Genomic DNA, 20,884 nt, shown 5'->3' on the forward strand with positions numbered 1-20,884 from the left:
AAAACCAAAAAATTAAAAGTATTTAGAAATTAGTTTATTTATTATTTCAGACACACCTACAATAATAACTGTCAATAAACCTGCCAGAATAACTAGCAATCCCACAATTAATAGCCCATTTATACCAGCTTTTAGAAGATTATTGGTTAGGAGATTTCTGAAAATAAAGACAATCAGCAAATTGACTATAATAGCAATAACAATTAAATAAGCTTTTTCCAGAAGCAGGCGAGATTGAATCAAGACTAATCCTCCTAAAATTAGCAACCACAATCCAGAGCTAATCCAAGTAGTTCCGAGAAAACTTATAAGTGCGATCGCTAAAAACGAACTACCCGATCCAGCAATTATTGCTCCAAACAATAATTTACTATTAAACAATTGCGGTAGATATCGAGTTGATTTATATTGAGTTTGTGCTTGCGATCCTGACGGCAGAGTAGGTGGAATAACTGTAGGAGCTAATGTATACCTGAGTGGTGGGAGATTCTTCAAGTCTTGTAAAACAGCCTGTGCGGATTGATAACGCTGTTCGTGATTTTCTTGTAGACACTTATTAAGAATCATCTCTAATTCTTGACTTATGGGTTGCGTTAAATGCTGCCGCCAACTAGAAGTCCAACCATAGCCTTGTTTCATCCACAAATTCGAAGGAGAGATATTAGTCAGCAGTTGAAAGCAAGTTATTCCTAAACTGTAGATATCACTAGATAGAAAAACTTTACCCGCTTGCATTTGCTCAATTGGTGCGTAACCTAATGAACCAATAATTGTCCCGATCGTAGTGTTTGTAGGTTCTGTCTTTTGTTTTGCTACCCCAAAATCAATTAGTACTAAATTACCATCATTGTGGCGGCGAATAACATTTTCTGGTTTAATATCTCGATGAATTACCTGTTGTTGATGTATGTCTATCAGCACAGATAATAAATCATTTAAAAAATCTCGAATCTTGGCTTCGTCAAAAACTCCCTGTTGTTTTAACTCTTGCAACAGATTTTGTCCTTCGATAAACTGCTGCACTAAATACACATATTCACCTTCCTTAAAATATGCATACAAATTGGGAATTTGGGCATGTTCTCCTAGCTCTTTGAGACGTTTGGCTTCGCGTTCAAATAACTCAGTCGCTTTTTTATGTGCCTGACTACCCTGACTGCCATAAAATTGACTTAGAACCAGCTGCTTCACAACACATTGTTCATTGAGCTTGTCTATATCTTCTGCGATATATGTGCGTGCAAACCCTCCTCTCCCTAATGGTGCGATGATTCGGTAACGATTTCTCAATAGCGATACCAACTCTGTGCCACAACTGAGGCAAAAATTTGCCCCGCCAGGATTTTGAGGATTTTCGCAATTAGGATTTAGGCAGCAGACCATATAATTATCGCTGTCATTTTATTAGTTTTTAGAATATACCTTAAATTCCCTAGAGGCATTACATTGTAAAGTCTCTACATAGACATGACTTAACTCTACATTGTGAGAATTTTGTGTAAGTTGAATATTTTTGTAGAAATACCTACTTCATTCTAGTCAATAGAAACCAGGCTTGGCGATCGCTTCTATTTAATCCTAAACACGAAACAACCTGACTGTTAGCAGCCACGAACTTTATCTTTTTTGGCCAAAGATCGCACTTTTCACCAAAGCATTTCAATGACTAAATTCCTCTATGCGAATCAACTCTAATTCTCAAAAGCAATACTGCCCTTCAGATAACACCTGTTTGTCACATAAGCTTTTTTTATCCCACCAACGCCGTAATTACCACACATCTCCATTGTGGGATTTACAAAACTCCCCGCAATTGTGACGATTACGCTAGAATTATTAAAGGTTCTTTACAGAATTTGCCGATCGTTCTCAATTCTGTTAAAACAGCCTAGCATTCAAAATGTAAATCTTATAAACACCCTCTAGAGTTCACCAAAAGCTTCTATGACGCTCCCAATTCGCAACGTCGCCATTATCGCCCACGTTGACCACGGCAAAACCACGCTGGTTGACGCACTCCTCAAACAATCCGGCATTTTCCGCGAAGGCGAAGACGTTCCGGATTGCGTTATGGACTCCAACGCCCTAGAACGGGAACGGGGTATTACTATCCTGTCCAAAAATACGGCAGTTCGCTACAAAGAAACACTAATTAATATTGTTGATACCCCTGGACACGCTGACTTTGGTGGCGAAGTTGAACGCGTACTCGGCATGGTTGACGGATGTCTTCTGATTGTCGATGCCAACGAAGGCCCCATGCCCCAAACGCGCTTTGTTCTGAAAAAAGCTTTGGAAAAAGGGCTGCGCCCCATCGTTGTGATCAACAAAATCGATCGCGGACAAGCTGACCCCCACGTTGCAGTTGATAAAGTCTTGGATCTGTTCTTGGAATTAGGGGCAGATGAAGACCAGTGTGATTTTCCTTATCTGTTTGCCTCCGGGATGGGAGGTTTTGCTAAGGAAACCTTGGAAGCAGAATCGGTAGATATGCAACCTTTGTTTAACGCGATTCTGAAACACGTCCCATCACCAGTGGGCGATCGCAATAAGCCTCTGCAATTACAAGTCACAACCCTAGATTATTCGGAATATCTGGGACGGATTGTGATTGGCAGAATTCACAACGGTACTATCCGTTCCGGACAGCAAGCAGCTTTAGTTACAGAGAACGGCACCATCGTCAAAGGTAAAATTACCAAGTTGATGGGCTTTGAAGGACTCAAGCGCGTAGACCTGGAAGAAGCAACCGCAGGTTATATTGTCGCGGTGGCTGGTTTCGCCGATGCTTATATTGGAGAAACGATTACTGACCCCAACGAACCGCAAGCTTTACCACTGATTAAAGTGGATGAACCCACCTTGCAAATGACCTTCTGGGTGAATGATTCGCCCTTTGCTGGTCAAGAAGGTAAGTTAGTGACATCAAGACAAGTACGCGATCGCCTATTCCGCGAACTTGAAACCAACGTAGCTTTGCGTGTCGAAGAAACCGATTCTCCCGATAAATTCCTCGTTTCCGGTCGTGGAGAACTCCACCTGGGTATCTTAATTGAAACCATGCGCCGGGAAGGCTTCGAGTTTCAGGTATCTCAGCCACAGGTTATTTACCGCGAAGTCAACGGTCAACCTTGCGAACCTTACGAACTCTTAGTGTTAGACATTCCTGTTGATGCTGTGGGTAGCTGTATCGAACGCCTGGGACAACGCAAAGGCGAAATGCAAGATATGCAACCTGGTAGTGGCGATCGCACCCAGTTAGAGTTTGTCATTCCCGCCCGTGGATTGATTGGTTTCCGGGGTGAATTCATGCGGATGACTCGTGGCGAAGGCATCATGAACCATAGCTTCTTAGATTACCGTCCACTTAGTGGCGACATTGAAGCCCGTAACAAAGGTGTTTTAATCTCCTTTGAAGAAGGTGTTTCTACCTTCTACGCTATGAGAAACGCCGAAGACAGAGGAGCATTCTTTATTACTCCCGGCACAAAGGTTTACAGAGGCATGATTGTCGGCGAACACAATCGTCCGCAAGATTTGGAACTGAATATCTGTAAGACCAAGCAGTTGACCAACCACCGGGCAGCTGGTGGCGATGAATTAGTGCAACTGCAAGCACCGATAGACATGAGCCTAGAGCGTGCTTTGGAATACATTGGCCCCGATGAATTGGTGGAAGTTACACCCCAATCGATTCGTCTGCGGAAGATGTCGAAGAAGTTGGCAAAACGGTAAGTAAAGCAATAACTTAATTGATTTAGAAAGCCCGCATTAGTGGGCTTTTTATTTTGTTAGTTACAGCTTTTTTAAGTTAATTAGTCAAGCTTAATTGCTAGTATCCAAAGAGTTAAGTTATGGGAATGTATGGGAATTTCAAAGCTGTTACCTCTGAAGAATTGGATAAGTTTCTCGCCTGCTCTACCACAGAAGAAATTTCAGCATTGTTATCTCCTGACGGACAACTTGATACATCAGGTGATTACTTAGAAATTGAGAAGAAATGGCAAGGATTACACTTTTTATTAACAGGTAGTCCTCATGGCGGAACACCTCCTTTATCTTGGTGTGTGTTTGGAAATAACTCCATCGGTGGCGATGAGAAACCAATCTTCTTTGGTTGAATTGGAATTCGGTATCTTTTACCTAATGAGGTTCGTCAAGTCGCCCAAGCACTATCTGAAACTTCGCATGAAGTTATAGCATCTCGTTACTCACCGCATGATATGGATCAACAAGAAGTTTACCCAATCGGTATCTGGGAGCGAGATGGCGATAGTGGGCTTAATTACATTCTGTCCTGTTACCCCGCAGTTGTTAGTTTTTACCAAAAGGCTGCATTTCAAAACAAGGCAATGTTAATTTATATCACGTCCTAGCTGCCTTCAAGCGATCGCCCTTGTCGTGTATTTAGTTAAATCCTTGAGTAAAAATGAAGAGGACTGAAAAAGGCAATTATCATGACTATTCGTGAAACTGCGTAGGCGTAGCCCGCACTTCGGCTGCGCTCAGTGACCGTCGTAGACATCGCTTTTGGTGGTGCTTTGATTCCACAAAAATTAGATAATACTGATATCTTTAAGGTAAATAATTATCATCTAATAATTGTACAAGAGTGTAAGGGCACTTTTCTAGAAAAATATTTAAATCGGTTTTAATTTTCACAAAATCAACCGCACTTTGATAAATACTCTCTAAATCATCCTGTAACTTTTTTGTTAAATTCGTCGTTAAATGATTATTTAAGTCATATCTGAAGGTTTTAATTTCTCCAATCCAATGACGATAGTTTCTTTCATATTCTACCTGCCAATATTGGAGTAATAATATATGAATAATAATTTGCCTTAAAAGACCTTTGGCTTTAGCTAAATCTCTTTTCCCCAAACTGATTAATTCCTCTATTAAGTTTTCTAAATCAAGTTGGTTAAACTGTTTTTGTTTTAACAATTCAATAGTTTCTTCTAACCATAAATTCTCATCTGTTTCATAGAGTTGTTTTAAATTGGTAGTAATTGTCATATTTTTACCTTTTATCTACATTCCATAATTTAATCATATACAATTATAAATTTATAGATGTAAACGACCAAAATACAGAGAACTGGTTACATTGTGCATACAATTACTAACTGACTTCACCGAAATGCTTTTGAATATGCAAGTCTTTAAATGGTGCTTTAATTTCACACAAACTCGACACGTCCCACCATCTCTTCAGGTGTTATCACCTCATACATCAAAACCAAAGTTTCAATGATTTCACCAATTGAATGAGTTCCTTTCTTGCAGTAGGTAATACCAGTATGATCGAGCCTAGAACTTGCAATAATCAAAAAATCTGCATCTTGGGTGAATAGTACTCGCTGTGTTTCCTGAATAAATGCTAACTGCACTTCATCGCTTTGAGTATGTAATTCCACATCATTAGTTGTCGTGACATCAATGCAGGGTTTGCCACTCCGCACATCAGAAGAGATTTTAATATGCTCCCGACTGACTAACTGCATCAAATAATCTTCCACGTCTATATCCATATTTTAATAATACAGATTTTTTTGCTGAACCCCTGAAACACTGTGAATTACAGGTGGTGTTGGGTTAAAAAAGAAACATGAAAATCATCAAACCCATCACCAATTGGTTAGAAACCCGTGCCAGCGCCCCTGCTTATGGCGGTTGGGTACTAGCAGCAACAGCTATTTGTTTTTTTGGCGCAGGTATCAATACGATGGCTGGTTGGCTGTATGCCATTAGCGGCATTAGTTTTGCCCTTTTGGGTGTAGCAGCTATTTTACCGCCGCGATCGCTTACAGGTCTATCCATCACTCGCCGTCCCATACAACCTGTGTCAGCAGGCGACGATCTAACGGTGGAATTAGAAATCTGCAATCAGACACAGCAGCCTGTAAGCTTATTGCAAGTTGAAGATATACTGCCCTTCGTCTTAGGGAAACCAGTACAAAAGGCAATCGAAACAATTCCTAGCCAAGGTAGTTACCGTTGGGTATATTACCACCCGACTCAGCGCCGGGGTGTTTATCGCTGGCACACAGTCGAACTTGGTTCTGGTGCGCCTTTGGGATTGTTTTGGTGTCGCCGTCAGCGTGATTGTGCTGCCACAGCGATCGTTTATCCCACAGTGTTACCCTTGGCTACCTGTCCCCTAATAGATGAAATGGGGCAAGAAGAGAGCAAAAGGGGCGATCCTCGTGGTAAACCCTTGCAGACAGCTACAACAGGGCTGGTGCGATCGCTCCGTCCCTATCGTCTAGGAGATCCCACTCGTCTGATTCACTGGCGAACTAGCGCCCGCTATGGCGAATTAAGGGTGCGGGAGTTAGAGATGGTAACAGGTGGACAAGAAATAGTTATTGCCCTTGACAGTGCTAGCAATTGGGAAGAAGAAAACTTTGAACAAGCAGTAATTGCCGCAGCATCGCTGTACTTTTATGCACAGCGACAACAATTACAGGTGCAACTATGGACAGCATCAACAAATTTAATCAAAGGCGATCGCTTTGTTCTAGAAACCTTAGCAGCAACCGCAGCCTTAGAAGATGCCAGTTCAGTAGTTCCTAAAAGCTATCCTTTGATTTGGCTGACTCAGAATCCTCTGAGCCTTGCGACTCTTCCTCAAGGCAGTCGCTGGGTTTTGTGGCCAAATATTTCCTCAGCAGCAGAACCAGAGGTAATTAATTGGGAACACCCTGGTATAGTTTTGCAAAGCGATGTCTCCGACAGGCTACGCCTACGCCCACTGCAACCCCAGCTACAAAAAACATTACATTCGTATTAATCAATACCTTAGCAAAAAAACCACACCCTAGAAGGGCTATACGAACAAAGCCTGCCTCTACAGATTGTAAAGCTTTTAGCCCACAGAGGTGTAGCTCTTGTTTGTATAGCCGCTACTTCTAGTCCTTTGGGCAAGGTGTAAGGTTTAAGTTAACTTTGCTTGAGCTGTTTACGTCTTAATACTGAACCACCACTTAAAGCAGCTATTGATAGTAGCGCTGGTAGCAATGTAGGTTCGGGAACAGATGTAGCTTTTTCATTAAAGGTAAAGTTATCTAGGGCAAACTGTGTCCCCCTACCGAGCGTCTTTATAAGATAATCTGGCTGAACTCCACCAAAGGACGTAAACTTTAATTCATCAACACCAAAATAATCAAAATTAACTAAAGTTGGCTGTGTCGTATCTACAACCACAGTTTTTGAATACAAGGTTGCACCGCTCTTTAAACCTTCTACAGTAACTGAAAGACGATCATACCAAGTAGCTGTTAGGTAAGCACTGTTGAAGTCAAAAACACTATCACTTACTAGGGCTGGGTTTCCAAATCCGTTGAAAGCTGCATAATCTCCTGATACTAGACCTTTTTCATAGCCTGTACGTGCAAGTTTTTCTGTGCGACCGTTACCATAATAAGAAAAATTATCCCAATTAAATCCTCCGTAACCATTAGGAATCTCATCAAAATCTGAAATAGGCGCTATATCATCAAATGTTAAAACAGTTGCTTGTGCTACTGCTCCTATTCCCAAAACAATGACTGTTGCTGCGATCGCAGCAGTCGATAATTTTTTTGCAACAGTTGGAATACTCATGTAGTAGTAAATCTTAATAATGTTTGTGCTTTTTTTATTACACATTCCAGAATTTACATTAAACCGCAAAAAATGGTAAGTACTATTACTTAGGGAATTAATGAAGTCTGATAAAGTTATGATGAAGATGGTTTAGGAAACGTATAAAGAAACAAAGCCTTGACATAAGTCCGATCAAAGGATAGCCCCTACTGTCTTTCCTTAAACACGTCACAGCGTCGTTTCTTGATGAGAATAAATAAACCTGTTGACTTTTTAAGTCTGCCTCAAGATGCAACGCCGGATTTTGATTAGCCTAGAAGTTAAGCTTCTGTAATTTCTGAGATTTTCTCTGATCCCAGGACACCGGATATATCAGCCTTTGAGCAAAGGTTAAGATAATTTGAGCAGGTAAGGTTGGGGAAATACACCCAGTAATCCCTTAGTGAGGCTGAGGTACAATGCAAAGAAATATTTAAATTATGAACAACATGATCGCATCAGAACATAACACAAAATCCAGCGATAAAAGCCTAGAGGCAATGCGGCATTTTTCCGAACAATACGCCAAGCGTACTGGAACATACTTCTGTTCTGAACCTTCTGTCACCGCAGTTGTGATTGAAGGACTAGCCAAACATAAAGACGACCTGGGTGCGCCTTTATGTCCTTGTCGCCATTACGAAGATAAAGAAGCTGAGATTCACGCCACATATTGGAACTGTCCTTGTGTGCCAATGAGAGAACGCAAAGAGTGCCATTGCATGTTATTCCTCACCCCTGACAACGAGTTTGCTGGAGACAAACAAGAAATCTCTCTAGAAACAATCAAAGAAGTACGAGACAGTATGGGATGAGCGAAATCATCCCCCAAGAGTTTTGGCAAGGCGTAGAACAGTTCAATTCTGGACAGTTCTACGCTTGTCATGACACTTTAGAGGCTTTGTGGATTGAAGCTGGCGAACCGGAAAAAAGCTTTTATCAAGGCATTCTCCAAATTGCTGTGGCACTGTATCATTTGGAGAATCGGAACTGGCGAGGTGCTGTCATTCTATTGGGAGAAGGCAGCAATCGCCTACGCCGTTACCCATCTAGTTACAGCGGTGTTGACGTAGATGAGCTATTGAGCGAGAGCGCAGTGTTGTTGACGAATTTACAACAAATAGGGCCAGATAAAATTGCCGCTGGCGATCTGGGCGAAAATCAAGTCTTATCTTTGCCTAGAATTGTGCTGAGTACTGATTAGACATCTAGTGAAATTGCATTGCCTGAAATCCCTGGCAGGCAAAATTCATCTAGCTCACAACTTCCCGTACCACTACGTGGAAGCAAGCTACGCGTAGCGTCTTTGTTGAAAAAAGAGTATTGTGCCTACGTCATTTTCAGTCAGATGTCAATTAGCTGAAACCTTGAGGTTGGGGGTAGCGTCACTATTTCAGCCAGTAGTTATCAGAAATCACTCCAGATTGTATATTTCATAATCTGGATAAAGTACTTGAGATAATTAGAATGCAAGCTGAAATCCTAAATCCCCAATTGCTATGATGCCCTGCTATCAATTGCCCTTATCCCAGATACGTCGCTTTGGATTAGCTTTAATGCTGCCAGCTGCACTTTTGGGCGCTTTTGCCTTTCCTACCCAAGTGCAAACCGCTACTGCACAAACATCTCAGGCAAATCGCCCCCTGACTATCCGCGCTGATGTGCAAGAATATGATGCGAAAAATCAAGTAATTACCGCTCGCGGTAACGTGCAAATGTTGTATCCGGCTCGCCAACTTCAGGCAACATCTGCCCAAGCACAGTATTTTAGTAAAGAACGCCGAATTGATTTCAGTGGCAATGTCTATATTTTGCAACAGGGCGGTAACAGTATCCGAGCAGAGAAAGTAACCTATTTAATTGATGAAGGGCGATTTGTGGCTTTACCCCAATCCAACCGTCAAGTAGAGTCCATCTACATGGTGCAGGAATCAGATAATAATGGACAAACTGCGACACCTGCCCCAAAGACACCACCTTTGAAGCCTTCTAATTAGCATTTACCACCAAGAAAGGGTGCTTCCAGCGTGAAAATTGTTTTAGAGAATATTCACAAATCTTACGGTAAGCGAGTAATTGTCAATCGTGTCAACCTTTCTGTTGCTCAGGGTGAAATTGTTGGTTTACTAGGCCCCAATGGGGCTGGTAAAACGACGACTTTTTACATTGCCACAGGTTTAGAAAAACCCAATCAAGGAAAAGTTTGGCTGGGTAATGTAGAGGTGACGGGAATGCCAATGCATCAAAGGGCACGACTGGGTATTGGCTATTTAGCACAAGAAGCAAGTGTTTTTCGCCAGCTCTCGGTAGAGGATAATATTCTGTTAGTGCTAGAGCAAACTCATGTGCCACGATGGGAGTGGTCAATCCGACTTAGAACTTTACTGCGGGAGTTTCGGTTGGAAAAATTAGCTAAAAGTAAAGGAATTCAACTTTCTGGTGGTGAGCGACGGCGGACGGAATTAGCAAGGTCTTTAGCTGCTGGACGAGAAGGGCCAAAATTTTTACTTTTGGATGAACCATTTGCAGGAGTCGATCCGATCGCAGTCTCAGAAATTCAGCAAATCGTCGCACAACTGCGCGATCGCGGCATGGGAATCCTAATTACAGATCACAATGTCCGCGAAACCCTCGCTATCACCGATCGCGCCTACATCATGCGTGAGGGACAAATCCTCGCTTTTGGCGCTGCTGACGAACTCTACAGCAATCCCCTCGTGCGGCAATATTATTTGGGGGATAATTTTCAAGTATAAATTAATAATAATTTAGTTAATAATTTCCAAGGATATTTTGATTTTTGATTCTTCAGGATAAATTTATTAGTTAATGTTTAGCCATTAAGTATTTAATTTTGATATTAAATATAGTAGATATGCTTTGCCGGGGTTGCTAATATCTAAATTTTCAAATTGCTTATGATATCAAAGAAGCTTACGTCTTTTAATAGTCTTTATTCGCTGCTGCCTTTTACGATCATGGATCGCTACCTTGCCAGCGAATTGTTAGCGCCGTTTTTCTTTGGTGTCGGAGCTTTTTCATCAATTGGCGTCACTATTGATGCTGTATTCGATCTCGTCAGAAAAATTGTAGAATCTGGGCTACCCATAGACATTGCTATTCAAGTTTTTTTGTTAAAATTTCCCAATTTTATCGTTTTAGCTTTCCCCATGTCTACGCTGCTGGCTACTTTGATGACTTATAGTCGTCTTTCTAGCGAGAGCGAACTAATAGCTTTGCGTGGTTGTGGTGTCAGTGTCTATCGCATGGTGCTAACTGCTGTGATGTTAAGTCTGGTAGTCACAGGAATGACATTTGTGTTTAACGAAGAAATTGCACCAGCAGCAAATTATCAAGCGGCGATGACTCTGGATAAAGCACTCAAATCAGACAAGCCAACTTTTAAACAACAAAATATTTTCTATCCTGAATACCAGGATGTTGTCCAGCCGGATGGCTCTAAGAATCGGATATTGACACGCTTGTTTTACGCCGACCAATTTGATGGTAAGCGTATGACAGGGTTGACAATTATAGATCGCTCAACAAAAAATCTGAATCAAATTGTGGTATCAGAATCTGCTCAGTGGAATCCTTCTCAAAATGTCTGGGATTTTTACAACGGTACAATCTATTTTGTTGCTGCCGATCGCTCTTATCGTAACATCGTCAAATTTGAACACCAACAACTGCAACTACCGCGCACGCCATTAAGTCTGGCAGAAAAAAGCCGAGACTATGGTGAGATGAATATTGCCGAAGCACTACAGCAACTAGAAGTGGAAAATCTTGGTGGCGATCGCCAAAAAATTCGTAAACTTGAAGTGCGGATTCAACAAAAAATCTCCTTGCCCTTTGTATGCGTAGTTTTTGGCTTGGTGGGTGCAGCGATGGGAAGCATACCCCAGCGGACGGGGAGAGGTACTAGCTTTGGGATTAGTGTCGTAGTTATATTTTCGTACTACTTAATTTTCTTTATTAGTGGAGCGATCGCACAAGCAGGTGTCCTTTCTCCCTTTATGGGGGCTTGGTTGCCCAACTTTCTTTTTTTGGGAATAGGTTTATTCTTATTGATACGAGTTGCCAGACGGTAAATTGAGATAGCAGGGAGCAGGGAGCAGAGGAGCAAGAGAGCAGAGGAGCAGGGGAGCAGTGGAGCAGAGGAAGCAGGGGAAGAAGATTATCGCCCAATGCCCAATGCCCAATGCCCCCTTAATCTTCATCCCCCACACTTCAATTACGGGTGATAATTTCGACATTCTGGTGCATTGGGGTTTTCCTTGCAGTATTCTTCAAAAGAGACTTTAGCTGATATCATACCCTCAGCTTTCTGATGAGCTGCTTCTGCCTGAAGTTCTTCTACCTCATCCCAGGCAGCTGCACAGGCTTTAGAATAAGCACCTTGTTCAGTGCAAATAGCACGAGCTTGCTCAATTGCTTTTTGAATTCTCTCCTCCAGCAGTAGCGCTTTTGGCGCTTCCACAAAGTCGCTTTTGGTTAAAATGTCGGTAATCGAGATGATGCCCAACAACTTGCCTTGAATCACAGGTGCGCGATGAATACCAGTATTAGCAAATAACCGCGCTACATATTCCACACCCAAATCAGGATTAACCACAATGCAGGGCTTGCTCATAATTTCATAAACCCGCACTTGCTTGGGATCTTTCCCGTAGGCTGTTATCTTATAAACAATATCCGTTTCTGTGACAATGCCATAAGCATCATTGTCATAGCGACGATCCACAACCAGCGCCCGCAATCCTTTATCCTTCATTAGCCCCACCGCTTCAGCAACAGTTGCCGAACCGCGAATGGTAACTACGTCTTTGGTCATAATATCTTCAGCTTTCATCATTGCTGTAGTCTCCTGGTTAATAGTCCGGTGCAGCACTGCGCCCTCATAGGCGTATCGAAGCGTTGCAGCACACAGTTAGCTAACTAGTAGGGCAAGCCAACAATGCTTGGTGGGGGCTGGGGAAAGGGGAAAGGCGAAAGGGTAAGGGATTAAAACCTTTCCCCCTTCTCCCTTACCCTTTACCCCGCCAAGTTCACTTGGTGAACTACTAGTAGTCTGGCAAGCCAACAATGCTTGGTGGGGGCTGGGGAAAGGGGAAAGGGGAAAGGGTAAGGGATTTAAAACCTTTCCCCCTTCTCCCTTACCCTTTACCCCGCCAAGTTCACTTGGTGAACTACTAGAAAGCAAAAAAGTTGAACTTTTGCCCAGCTACAACAATAAATTAGACCAGTTGTCAACTTATGATGTTATCCAATGTAACCAATGCCCAAAAACCAAGCATAAATTGTGTTGAAGAAGAATTCAGGAGTCAGAATTCAGGAGTTAGAATCAAGACGCTCTCTACGAGACGCTAAAAGCGTAGCTTGCCTTTCTGTAAGAGTATGCAGACTCGCTTGCCGCCGGCGCTATCTGCTTTTTCGGTCAGAATACCTTTCCTGTATTCTGACTCCTGACTCCTGAATTCTGTTCGATAATATTTTGCCGATTAACAAATATTTATTTTTTAATTGCCGAAAATTGCCGCATTTTCCAGAAATAGCTAGAAATCAAATTGGTAATAATATGAGCGACAATCGGCACTAACAAGTTGCCCGTGAGCAGGGCGCTATATGCCAATATCATCCCGACAATTGTTGCCCAAATTACATAAGGCCATTGTTGGGAACCGCTAAAATGCAAGATGCCAAAGCAAAGACTGGATACAATTACAGCTGTAAGATCGGAGCCTAAAGCTGGTAGCATCACACCTCTAAATAACAATTCTTCACTCAATCCTGGTAGCAACCCCAGCCAAATTAAATCTGGTAAAGCTAAAGGCTTGAGTATTACTTCTAGGTAATAATCTGCACTCTTACGATAGGCAGTCCATAGGCGGTAAGTTAAGCCACTTAACGCGGTGAGTACAAACCCCAACCCTATACCTAAGAGCAACTCTCTTGGATTCAAGTCCCAAGAAAATAGCGAAAAGTTGCCAAGGTATAACGAAAGTTTGGCGACTATCAACAAAATGATTGCAGTCGCTCCCATCGCCCCAAGTACTTGGATGCGCGTCAGGTATGGAATTTCTGGCTCTTGCTTTTGTTGTTCAATCACGGGTTTTTAAGGGGAATGGGGCAGGGGGGCAGGGGAGCAAGGGAGCAGGGGGGCAGGGGAGCAGGGCAGGGTAAAATAATTTTTAGCTGTAATTCAGGGAATTAGTATGAATTCTAACTTCATGCTCCTGCCTCACTTCAACTAAGCTCAGTAACCACCTGCCACCTGCGTCCTGCCTCCTACCTCCTAACTAATGGACTGCAAAGGTAATAATTTGGGACGGAGAGCGGAGGGATTGATGCCTGCTTTGTGTGCTACCAATACACCTACTGCTTCTAAATATGAGTTTACCTGTATAGATTTGATCCCCAAGGGTTGGGGAGGAACTTTTATCAGAGTTTTATTTTCTACTACTGTAATTATTTGGCATCGTCTTTGGCTTAAACTCAGTAAGGCACTGCTACCACAAGCAGTTGCAGGTGCGATCGCAACATCCACTTCATCTGCCCAAATATCTCCTTTCTCTGATGCAATCGCTCTTTTATCTATTATAAATTGTGGGGCACGACTTAATCCGACAAGGACGCAGGGCAAAAAGGTATAGCCCAATTCTTCGGCGGCGGAACGGGGTGATAAATCAGGTTGTGGAGGTTCGCTCAAAAGGGCGGGAGAATGGGCGCAAGGAATTTGAAAAGTTCGCACTAGCAAATGGCTAATTACGGCTTCTGCACCCGCTAGAGGATCGACACCTTCACCTTGGCGATATTTTTGTACTGCCTCCTCATCCATATCATCGGGGAAACGGGCTACAACTGCGATCGCTTCTGCCCCCGCTTTTTTAATTAATATCTCAGCTGCTCGTAGCAAGCTATCTGGGTTGCCAATTGTTCCCCAACTCGCTCCCGATGCTGTAGTCCGCAATTCTACATTTAATGGGGCATCAGTAATTACATAATCTGTTAAGGTTAATCCGAGAGTTGCTCTGACTGCATCGGCTGCTTGTATATGTCGTAGCCGTAACTCTGGTTCAATAGCTTGGTCTAAAAGCAAACCTACCTTGTTACTGCGGACTGGACGCAAACCCCAGCATCCAGAGGCGAATTTGTCAAGTCCATAACCTTCAACATAAAAAGCATTTGGAAGATTCCAGTACAAACTTGCGCCATTTAGGACATTGGGGTGAGTAATTAGGCGATCGCAAACCTGTGCTATAACTCTAGCAACAGGCAAAGCATCTCCTGCATAACCCCCAATAGCAGCCCCAACGCCTGTTGGTACAATTAAGATAGCGGTATATGGACGATTCATTTTAAGTTAAGAGTGATGAGTGATGAGTTTATGAATCACAAGCCATCAAATCCTAACTCTTGTATAGACGCGATTAATCGCGTCTCTCTTGTCTCTCTTAATCGCGTCTCTTTTCCTAACTCTTGACTGTAGTCACCACAGCTTCAACTGTAGCTTTTTGTTCGTCAGCATCCACAGAAGTAACTGCCCAACGCAGAGGTTCACCTTGTTTTTTCAACTCTGTTTCAATTACTTCTAGTAACTCTGCGGGAGTTTCTTGGAAATCAATTTCTGCGGTAATAAAATGAGTTGTCATTTTGGTAAATCCTGTTGATTTGTAGTTTCTAGAATAGCTGATTTCATCTGCAATGAAATACTTGCGTAATTTATCAAATTTGGTAATCTCAGCGAATAGTTATTCAGTTATGAATAATCATCCGATATACTGATAACTGTTCGCTGATTATTTGCCTTTGCCAAATTGTAACTGATAAACTATGTCTTCCTTTTCCGTCTGAACTTTTAAATCAGAAAGGGGTTTGGCAACACAAAGCAATACGTAACCTTGCTTTTGCAAATCTGGACTAACGCCCATACCATCAGTTTGATCGACAGTTCCCTCGCTTATTTGACCGGCGCAAGTTGTGCAAACCCCTGCATTGCAGGAACTTGGCAGTTCCAAACCAGCAGCATCGGCAACTGATAAGATCGTTTCATTTTCAGGAACTTGCAAGGTATGAATTTTGCCTTGGTGATCGATTTCTACGGTGTAAGTTTTGGGCATATACAAAAGAAGGTGATGCTACGGACAAATTTCTTAGTTTATCTGAATTAGTTAAAAATATCCAGATTTTACTATAAAAATTTAGGTTAAAGATTGAGAATTATAGCAACTAATTCTGAACACTTTTTAGATTAGTAACATTATTTACTATACAATACACAAATATATTAGTTAAATTTGCTTACTATAAATATAGGCGTAGGCGTAGCCTGCACTTCGGCTGCGCTCAGTGACCACCGTAGGCATCGCGTTTCTTTAGAGACTGTATCTGTAAGTCTGCCTTTTGGCATTGGTTCGATGCCTTAGAAAGTTGACACCACACAACATAAGGCAGCTTAGTCGCTTTATGTGGAATTGGTGACGCGCATTGCTGTACAACCTTTGGAAGTTGACCAGGGTTTGGTACGAGAAGCGATAAATTCTCTTTATAGTTTATTTGGTGCACCGGGCCGGATGTGGGTGCTTCTCGTGATTCAGTGGGGGAATTGCGATGGCGTACTCGCCCTTTGCGGTGGCGATCGCTGGAAATCAACAATATACACTATGTAGTGATGATTGCACTCATCAACAAACTTTGGTCATCAATGTTACAATGTTGACTCTTAAGGTTACAACATAAAGCCTTAGAGCTAGAACATTAAGCCTTAAGGTTACAACATTAAGCCTTAAAGTTATAACATTAAGCCTTAAGGTTACAACATAAAGCCTTAGAGCTAGAACATTAAGCCTTAAAGTTAAAGCGATCGCTGTTGACATAAAATACAAACTATTTGTAGGGGCCTAGCATTGCTGTGTCCTATTGTCTATCGCTTAAACATAATATTATTTTGCTGAAAACCAACCTTTGATGATTAAATTCCGAGAAATCACGGGCATCAATAAAAACTTTTACTAAAAAAATGCGCTTTTTGCTGAACCAGAATCCAGGTTAATTAAGAGAAAATAGCCCTGTAAAGCTATTAAAAGTGTAAAATTATGCCTCGAAAAAAACGTAGTTCTCGAATTCTAGAAAAAGCTGAATTTAGAGTTGCTGGACTGAAAGCTATCGATCCAAATATCAATTTTGATGATACTCATAACTTGCAAAACCTGACTCAATTAATAGACAATTTTCACAATATGCTTGATGAGTATAACGCTGCTCTAGCTATGATTGACTCTTCTAGAAAAAAGCTGGATGAGATGGAAAAAACCTTAAGTCAGGTTTCAGACAAAATGCTGACTGGGGTTGGTTTCAAGTACGGCAAAAACAGCAATGAATATGAACTTGCAGGTGGCGTTAGAGACAGCGAACGTATCCGTAAAAGCAGATTGACACGCTTGAAATCTAACACAGATAAAACATCAAATGAAAATGCAATAACCGCCACGCCCTAACGGGACGTTATGGTTGAGACTTTTAGGTAGGGGGAATGTGCAGTCACAAGCAATTATCGAGCTGCAAGCGTTACCATTGGATTATCCATATCAAAAAGAAACTCTCGAATTAGTTTACAACTTACGCGAAAACTTGAGAGTAAATCAAGAATTAGAAGCAGATGATAGGGAGTTAATTATGCGACTAGAACCACTTTATCAAAGAGACAGAGAACAAGCCAGAGAAGAGGGAAGGCAAGAAGGAAAACAAGACTTAATACTGCGTTTACTAAATCGCCGTATTGGTGAAATTGATGCATCATTAATCGGGCGAATTAAAGGTTTATCCATTGAACAATTAGAGAATTTAGGAGAACCATTGCTAGACTTTTCTAGTGTTGCTGATTTAGAAACTTGGTTAAACCAACAATCAATTTAATTTATTATTACTATATCTGGCGACTAGAAGTCGCGGCTATATAGACTTGTGGTGAGCATCTCGACTTCGCTCGATGGAGCCGGAGTCGAAATACAAAACTCACTTATGTGGGTGTAAAAATCCTTGATTTCCTTTTAGTCCACGGAGGTGGCCTACCTTGCGGGAACGCCAAAGGCAAATATTTGCGTAGTAGCGAATTTTATTCGCCTAATACTTTTCAAACTATACCTTCAGTATAAAAAAGTTGCTAATAACCGATTACCAGTAAGGCTTTCACCAATAAAAATAAGCTAAACTTTTATAGCCGATTCTTGCCTAAAAATATTTCATAATTGAAGGGAGAAAATCCCAATGGAGAAGAGAAAAATGCTAGAACAATATCGTAAACACGTTGCTGAAAGAGCAGCACTCGGTATTCCCCCTTTACCATTGGATGCGAAGCAAACCTCAGAATTATGTGAATTACTGAAAAATCCGCCAAAGGGTCAAGAGGATATATTATTACATTTATTGCGCGATCGCGTTTCTCCTGGTGTCGATCCAGCAGCTTATGTCAAAGCCGGATTTCTCACTGCCATTGCCAAAAAGGAAATCACCAGTCCCTTGATTTCGCGCATAGAAGCAGTGCAATTGCTGGGCACGATGGTAGGTGGTTACAATGTGCAATCTTTAATCGATTTGTTGCAATTTCCCACTGTATCCGTCTCCGACTCATCCGAAACACCTTTAGTAATGGGCGGACAAGGAAAGGAACCCATCGCCGCTTACGCCGCTAACGCCTTAAGCAAAATCCTCTTGGTATATGACGCTTACCACGATGTTTTAGAGTTGTCTAAAACCAATCCTTTCGCCAAACTGGTGATTGACTCTTGGGCGGAAGCTGAATGGTTTACCATGCGCCCCACAGTACCAGAAGCGATTACTGTCACCGTTTTTAAAGTTCCTGGCGAAACCAATACCGACGATTTATCCCCCGCCCAAAGCGCCACCACTCGCCCAGATATTCCCTTACACGCCTTAGTGATGTTAGAGTCACGGCAACCGGGAAGCTTACAAACCATTGCCGAACTGAAAAAGAAAGGGCATCCTGTAGCTTACGTGGGGGATGTAGTTGGTACAGGTTCCTCGCGTAAATCTGCCATCAACTCAGTATTGTGGCACATGGGAAATGATATACCTTTTGTGCCAAACAAACGCGCTGGGGGTTATGTTTTAGGTGGTGCGATCGCGCCAATCTTCTTTAACACAGCAGAAGATGCCGGTGCTTTGCCTATTCAGTGCGATGTCACCAAACTCGAAACCGGCATGGTAATTACCATCCATCCCTACAAAGGCGAAATCACCAACGAAGCAGGCGAAGTCATTTCCACCTTTGCCCTCAAACCTGACACCATCCTCGATGAAGTCCGCGCAGGTGGACGCATCCCCCTACTTATCGGACGTACTCTTACCGATAAAACTCGTCTTGCACTTGGTTTAAAACACAGCACAGTTTTCACCCGTCCCCAACAAGCCTTTGATACAGGTAAAGGCTACAGCCTAGCCCAGAAAATGGTAGGTAAAGCTTGTGGATTACCTGGTGTGCGTCCCGGTACATCTTGCGAACCCATCATCACCACCGTTGGTTCCCAAGATACCACAGGCCCCATGACTCGCGACGAATTGAAAGAACTTGCCTGTCTTGGTTTCAGTGCAGACTTAGTAATACAAAGTTTCTGCCACACAGCAGCTTATCCCAAACCAGTAGACATCCAAACCCATCACGAACTCCCCGACTTCTTTGCTTCTCGTGGCGGTGTTGCCCTCCGTCCCGGTGATGGTATCATCCACTCTTGGTTAAACCGGATGCTGCTACCCGATACCGTGGGAACTGGCGGCGACTCTCACACCCGCTTCCCCTTGGGTATTTCCTTCCCCGCCGGTTCTGGGTTGGTAGCCTTTGCAGCTGCCTTGGGTGTCATGCCTTTAGATATGCCAGAGTCAGTTTTGGTAAGATTTAAAGGTGAATTACAACCAGGTATCACCCTCCGCGATGTCGTAAATGCCATACCCTACGTGGCAATTCAAAAAGGTTTGCTGACAGCAGAGAAGCAGAACAAGAAAAATGTCTTCTCTGGACGAATTCTGGAAATAGAAGGTTTGCCAGATTTAAAAGTTGAACAAGCCTTTGAACTCACCGATGCTAGCGCCGAACGTTCTTGTGCCGGATGCACAATTAAGCTGAGTGTAGAGACAATTTCCGAATATCTGCGTTCTAACGTAGCGCTGCTGAAAAATATGATAGCACGAGGCTATCAAGATGCGCGTACCATGCTGCGCCGTGTGGCCAAGATGGAAGAATGGTTAGCAAATCCCGTGTTATTAGAAGGCGATGCCGATGCGGAGTATGCTGAAATAATTGAAATTGATTTAAACGAAATCAAAGAGCCAATTGTTGCTGCTCCCAATGACCCCGATAATGTTAAATTATTATCGGAAGTTGCTAACGATCCAGTGCAAGAAGTATTCGTCGGTTCTTGTATGACGAATATTGGTCATTATCGGGCAACAGCAAAAGTTTTGGAAGGTGCAGGTGAAGTGAAAACTCGCTTGTGGATAGCACCACCAACCCGCATGGACGAACACCAATTAAAAGAAGAAGGTGTATACAGCGTTTTTGGGGCTGCGGGTGCTAGAACAGAAATGCCCGGATGCAGTTTGTGCATGGGAAATCAGGCACGAGTTGCTGATGGCACAACAGTATTTTCTACCTCTACCCGCAACTTCAATAATCGCATGGGTAAAGATGCGCGAGTGTATCTTGGTTCAGCAGAATTAGCCGCAGTTTGTGCGCTGCTGGGACGGCTTCCAACAGTGCAGGAATATTTGGATATTGTGGCGAGTAGAATTCATCCTTTTGCAGATGATTTGTATCGGTATTTGAACTTCGATCAAATTGCCGGTTTTGAGGATGAAGGGCGCGTGATTTCTAAAGAAGAGCAGGCGTTGTTAGTATAGTTTAATTAGGTGGGTATTCTGCCCACCTAATTTTTAGCGTTTCTAAGAGGAATATTAATGACTAGTCAATCTTTTATAAATGAAAAAAACCTTTATGAACAAGACTTTTACTTGTGGACACAAACAATTGCTCATCAGTTAAAAGAAAATAATTTTAATGAAATAGATATAGCTAATTTAATTGAAGAAATTGAAAGCATGGGAAGGAGTGAAAAACGCGAGTTAAAAAATCGATTAATTGTACTATTGATGCACTTACTGAAATGGCAATACCAACCAGAGAAACGTAGTGAAAGTTGGCGCAGTACCATTTCTGAACAACGTATCTGCATTGAAACAT

Annotated in this window: 19 protein-coding genes and 3 pseudogenes; 13 read left to right on the forward strand and 9 right to left on the reverse strand. The window is 42.4% G+C overall.

The window, feature by feature from the left end; translation table 11 throughout:
• Positions 1-12: 12 nt before the first annotated feature.
• Complete coding sequence (locus V7K45_RS06375) at positions 13-1,383, reverse strand: serine/threonine-protein kinase (RefSeq protein WP_335001496.1); 1,371 nt, start codon at positions 1,381-1,383, stop codon at positions 13-15.
• A gap of 561 nt (positions 1,384-1,944) precedes the next feature.
• Between V7K45_RS06375 and typA the strand changes: the two genes are divergently transcribed.
• Both typA and V7K45_RS06385 read left to right on the forward strand, forming a co-directional pair.
• On the forward strand, positions 1,945-3,735 hold the full coding sequence (typA, locus tag V7K45_RS06380) for a translational GTPase TypA (protein ID WP_322646697.1): 1,791 nt from the start codon (positions 1,945-1,947) through the stop codon (positions 3,733-3,735).
• 125 nt (positions 3,736-3,860) lie between these two features.
• Positions 3,861-4,376, forward strand: a pseudogene (locus V7K45_RS06385) (YfbM family protein).
• Between the two features lie 199 nt (positions 4,377-4,575).
• Here V7K45_RS06385 and V7K45_RS06390 read toward each other — a convergent pair.
• Positions 4,576-5,019, reverse strand: a complete 444-nt coding sequence (locus V7K45_RS06390; RefSeq protein WP_335001500.1) for a DUF29 domain-containing protein — start codon at positions 5,017-5,019, stop codon at positions 4,576-4,578.
• A 164-nt stretch (positions 5,020-5,183) separates the two neighbouring features.
• The gene (locus tag V7K45_RS06395) at positions 5,184-5,534 is read right to left on the reverse strand and encodes a DUF5615 family PIN-like protein (protein ID WP_335001502.1); all 351 of its coding nucleotides are present in this window, start codon (positions 5,532-5,534) and stop codon (positions 5,184-5,186) included.
• Positions 5,535-5,611: 77 nt separating this feature from the next.
• On the opposite strand from V7K45_RS06395, the gene V7K45_RS06400 reads away from it, so the two are divergent.
• On the forward strand, positions 5,612-6,796 hold the full coding sequence (locus tag V7K45_RS06400; RefSeq protein ID WP_335001504.1) for a DUF58 domain-containing protein: 1,185 nt from the start codon (positions 5,612-5,614) through the stop codon (positions 6,794-6,796).
• A 149-nt stretch (positions 6,797-6,945) separates the two neighbouring features.
• On the opposite strand, the gene V7K45_RS06405 is transcribed toward V7K45_RS06400, so the two are convergent.
• The gene (locus tag V7K45_RS06405) at positions 6,946-7,653 is read right to left on the reverse strand and encodes a PEP-CTERM sorting domain-containing protein (RefSeq protein WP_335001506.1); all 708 of its coding nucleotides are present in this window, start codon (positions 7,651-7,653) and stop codon (positions 6,946-6,948) included.
• Between the two features lie 425 nt (positions 7,654-8,078).
• Between V7K45_RS06405 and V7K45_RS06410 the strand changes: the two genes are divergently transcribed.
• The 5 genes from V7K45_RS06410 to V7K45_RS06430 all read left to right on the forward strand — a co-directional run bounded on the left by V7K45_RS06410 (position 8,079) and on the right by V7K45_RS06430 (position 11,723).
• Positions 8,079-8,444 (forward strand): ferredoxin thioredoxin reductase catalytic beta subunit, encoded by a 366-nt coding sequence (locus V7K45_RS06410; protein ID WP_099100573.1) that lies wholly within the window; start codon positions 8,079-8,081, stop codon positions 8,442-8,444.
• Entirely contained in the window at positions 8,441-8,833 is a 393-nt protein-coding gene (locus V7K45_RS06415; RefSeq protein ID WP_335001508.1) for a DUF309 domain-containing protein, read from the forward strand. Before V7K45_RS06410 ends, V7K45_RS06415 begins: the two co-directional genes overlap by 4 nt.
• Positions 8,834-9,128: 295 nt before the next feature.
• Positions 9,129-9,626: an LptA/OstA family protein gene (locus V7K45_RS06420; protein ID WP_335001510.1), complete on the forward strand. Its 498-nt coding sequence runs from the start codon at positions 9,129-9,131 to the stop codon at positions 9,624-9,626.
• A 30-nt stretch (positions 9,627-9,656) separates the two neighbouring features.
• Complete coding sequence (lptB, locus tag V7K45_RS06425; protein ID WP_335001512.1) at positions 9,657-10,385, forward strand: LPS export ABC transporter ATP-binding protein; 729 nt, start codon at positions 9,657-9,659, stop codon at positions 10,383-10,385.
• Between the two features lie 222 nt (positions 10,386-10,607).
• Entirely contained in the window at positions 10,608-11,723 is a 1,116-nt protein-coding gene (locus V7K45_RS06430; protein ID WP_335001514.1) for an LptF/LptG family permease, read from the forward strand.
• 143 nt (positions 11,724-11,866) lie between these two features.
• Here V7K45_RS06430 and V7K45_RS06435 read toward each other — a convergent pair whose 3' ends face one another.
• The 5 genes from V7K45_RS06435 to V7K45_RS06455 all read right to left on the reverse strand — a co-directional run bounded on the left by V7K45_RS06435 (position 11,867) and on the right by V7K45_RS06455 (position 15,752).
• Complete coding sequence (locus V7K45_RS06435; RefSeq protein WP_335001516.1) at positions 11,867-12,487, reverse strand: CP12 domain-containing protein; 621 nt, start codon at positions 12,485-12,487, stop codon at positions 11,867-11,869.
• A 657-nt stretch (positions 12,488-13,144) separates the two neighbouring features.
• On the reverse strand, positions 13,145-13,741 hold the full coding sequence (locus V7K45_RS06440) for a CPBP family intramembrane glutamic endopeptidase (protein WP_335001518.1): 597 nt from the start codon (positions 13,739-13,741) through the stop codon (positions 13,145-13,147).
• A 186-nt stretch (positions 13,742-13,927) separates the two neighbouring features.
• A complete protein-coding gene (locus tag V7K45_RS06445; protein WP_335001520.1) occupies positions 13,928-14,989 on the reverse strand; it encodes a DUF3326 domain-containing protein in 1,062 nt (353 codons plus the stop codon).
• 115 nt (positions 14,990-15,104) lie between these two features.
• Positions 15,105-15,284 carry a hypothetical protein gene (locus tag V7K45_RS06450; RefSeq protein WP_335001522.1) on the reverse strand — a complete coding sequence of 60 codons (180 nt, stop codon included), beginning with the start codon at positions 15,282-15,284 and terminating at the stop codon, positions 15,105-15,107.
• A 147-nt stretch (positions 15,285-15,431) separates the two neighbouring features.
• The gene (locus V7K45_RS06455) at positions 15,432-15,752 is read right to left on the reverse strand and encodes a 2Fe-2S iron-sulfur cluster-binding protein (protein ID WP_335001524.1); all 321 of its coding nucleotides are present in this window, start codon (positions 15,750-15,752) and stop codon (positions 15,432-15,434) included.
• A gap of 297 nt (positions 15,753-16,049) precedes the next feature.
• Here V7K45_RS06455 and V7K45_RS06460 point away from each other — a divergent pair.
• The 5 genes and pseudogenes from V7K45_RS06460 to V7K45_RS06480 form a co-directional block, all read left to right on the forward strand.
• Positions 16,050-16,234, forward strand: a pseudogene (locus tag V7K45_RS06460) (hypothetical protein); the annotation flags it as partial.
• Positions 16,235-16,727: 493 nt separating this feature from the next.
• Positions 16,728-17,129 carry a hypothetical protein gene (locus tag V7K45_RS06465; protein ID WP_335001526.1) on the forward strand — a complete coding sequence of 134 codons (402 nt, stop codon included), beginning with the start codon at positions 16,728-16,730 and terminating at the stop codon, positions 17,127-17,129.
• A pseudogene (locus V7K45_RS06470) lies at positions 17,119-17,547 on the forward strand (DUF4351 domain-containing protein); the annotation flags it as partial. The gene V7K45_RS06465 and the pseudogene V7K45_RS06470, both read left to right, overlap by 11 nt.
• Before the next feature lie 366 nt (positions 17,548-17,913).
• Positions 17,914-20,544 (forward strand): bifunctional aconitate hydratase 2/2-methylisocitrate dehydratase, encoded by a 2,631-nt coding sequence (gene acnB / locus V7K45_RS06475; RefSeq protein ID WP_335001531.1) that lies wholly within the window; start codon positions 17,914-17,916, stop codon positions 20,542-20,544.
• Positions 20,545-20,601: 57 nt separating this feature from the next.
• On the forward strand, positions 20,602-20,884 hold a 283-nt coding region (locus tag V7K45_RS06480; RefSeq protein WP_335001528.1), incomplete at its 3' end, for a DUF29 domain-containing protein.

Source organism: Nostoc sp. (genome assembly GCF_036917375.1).
GTDB lineage: Bacteria > Cyanobacteriota > Cyanobacteriia > Cyanobacteriales > Nostocaceae > Nostoc.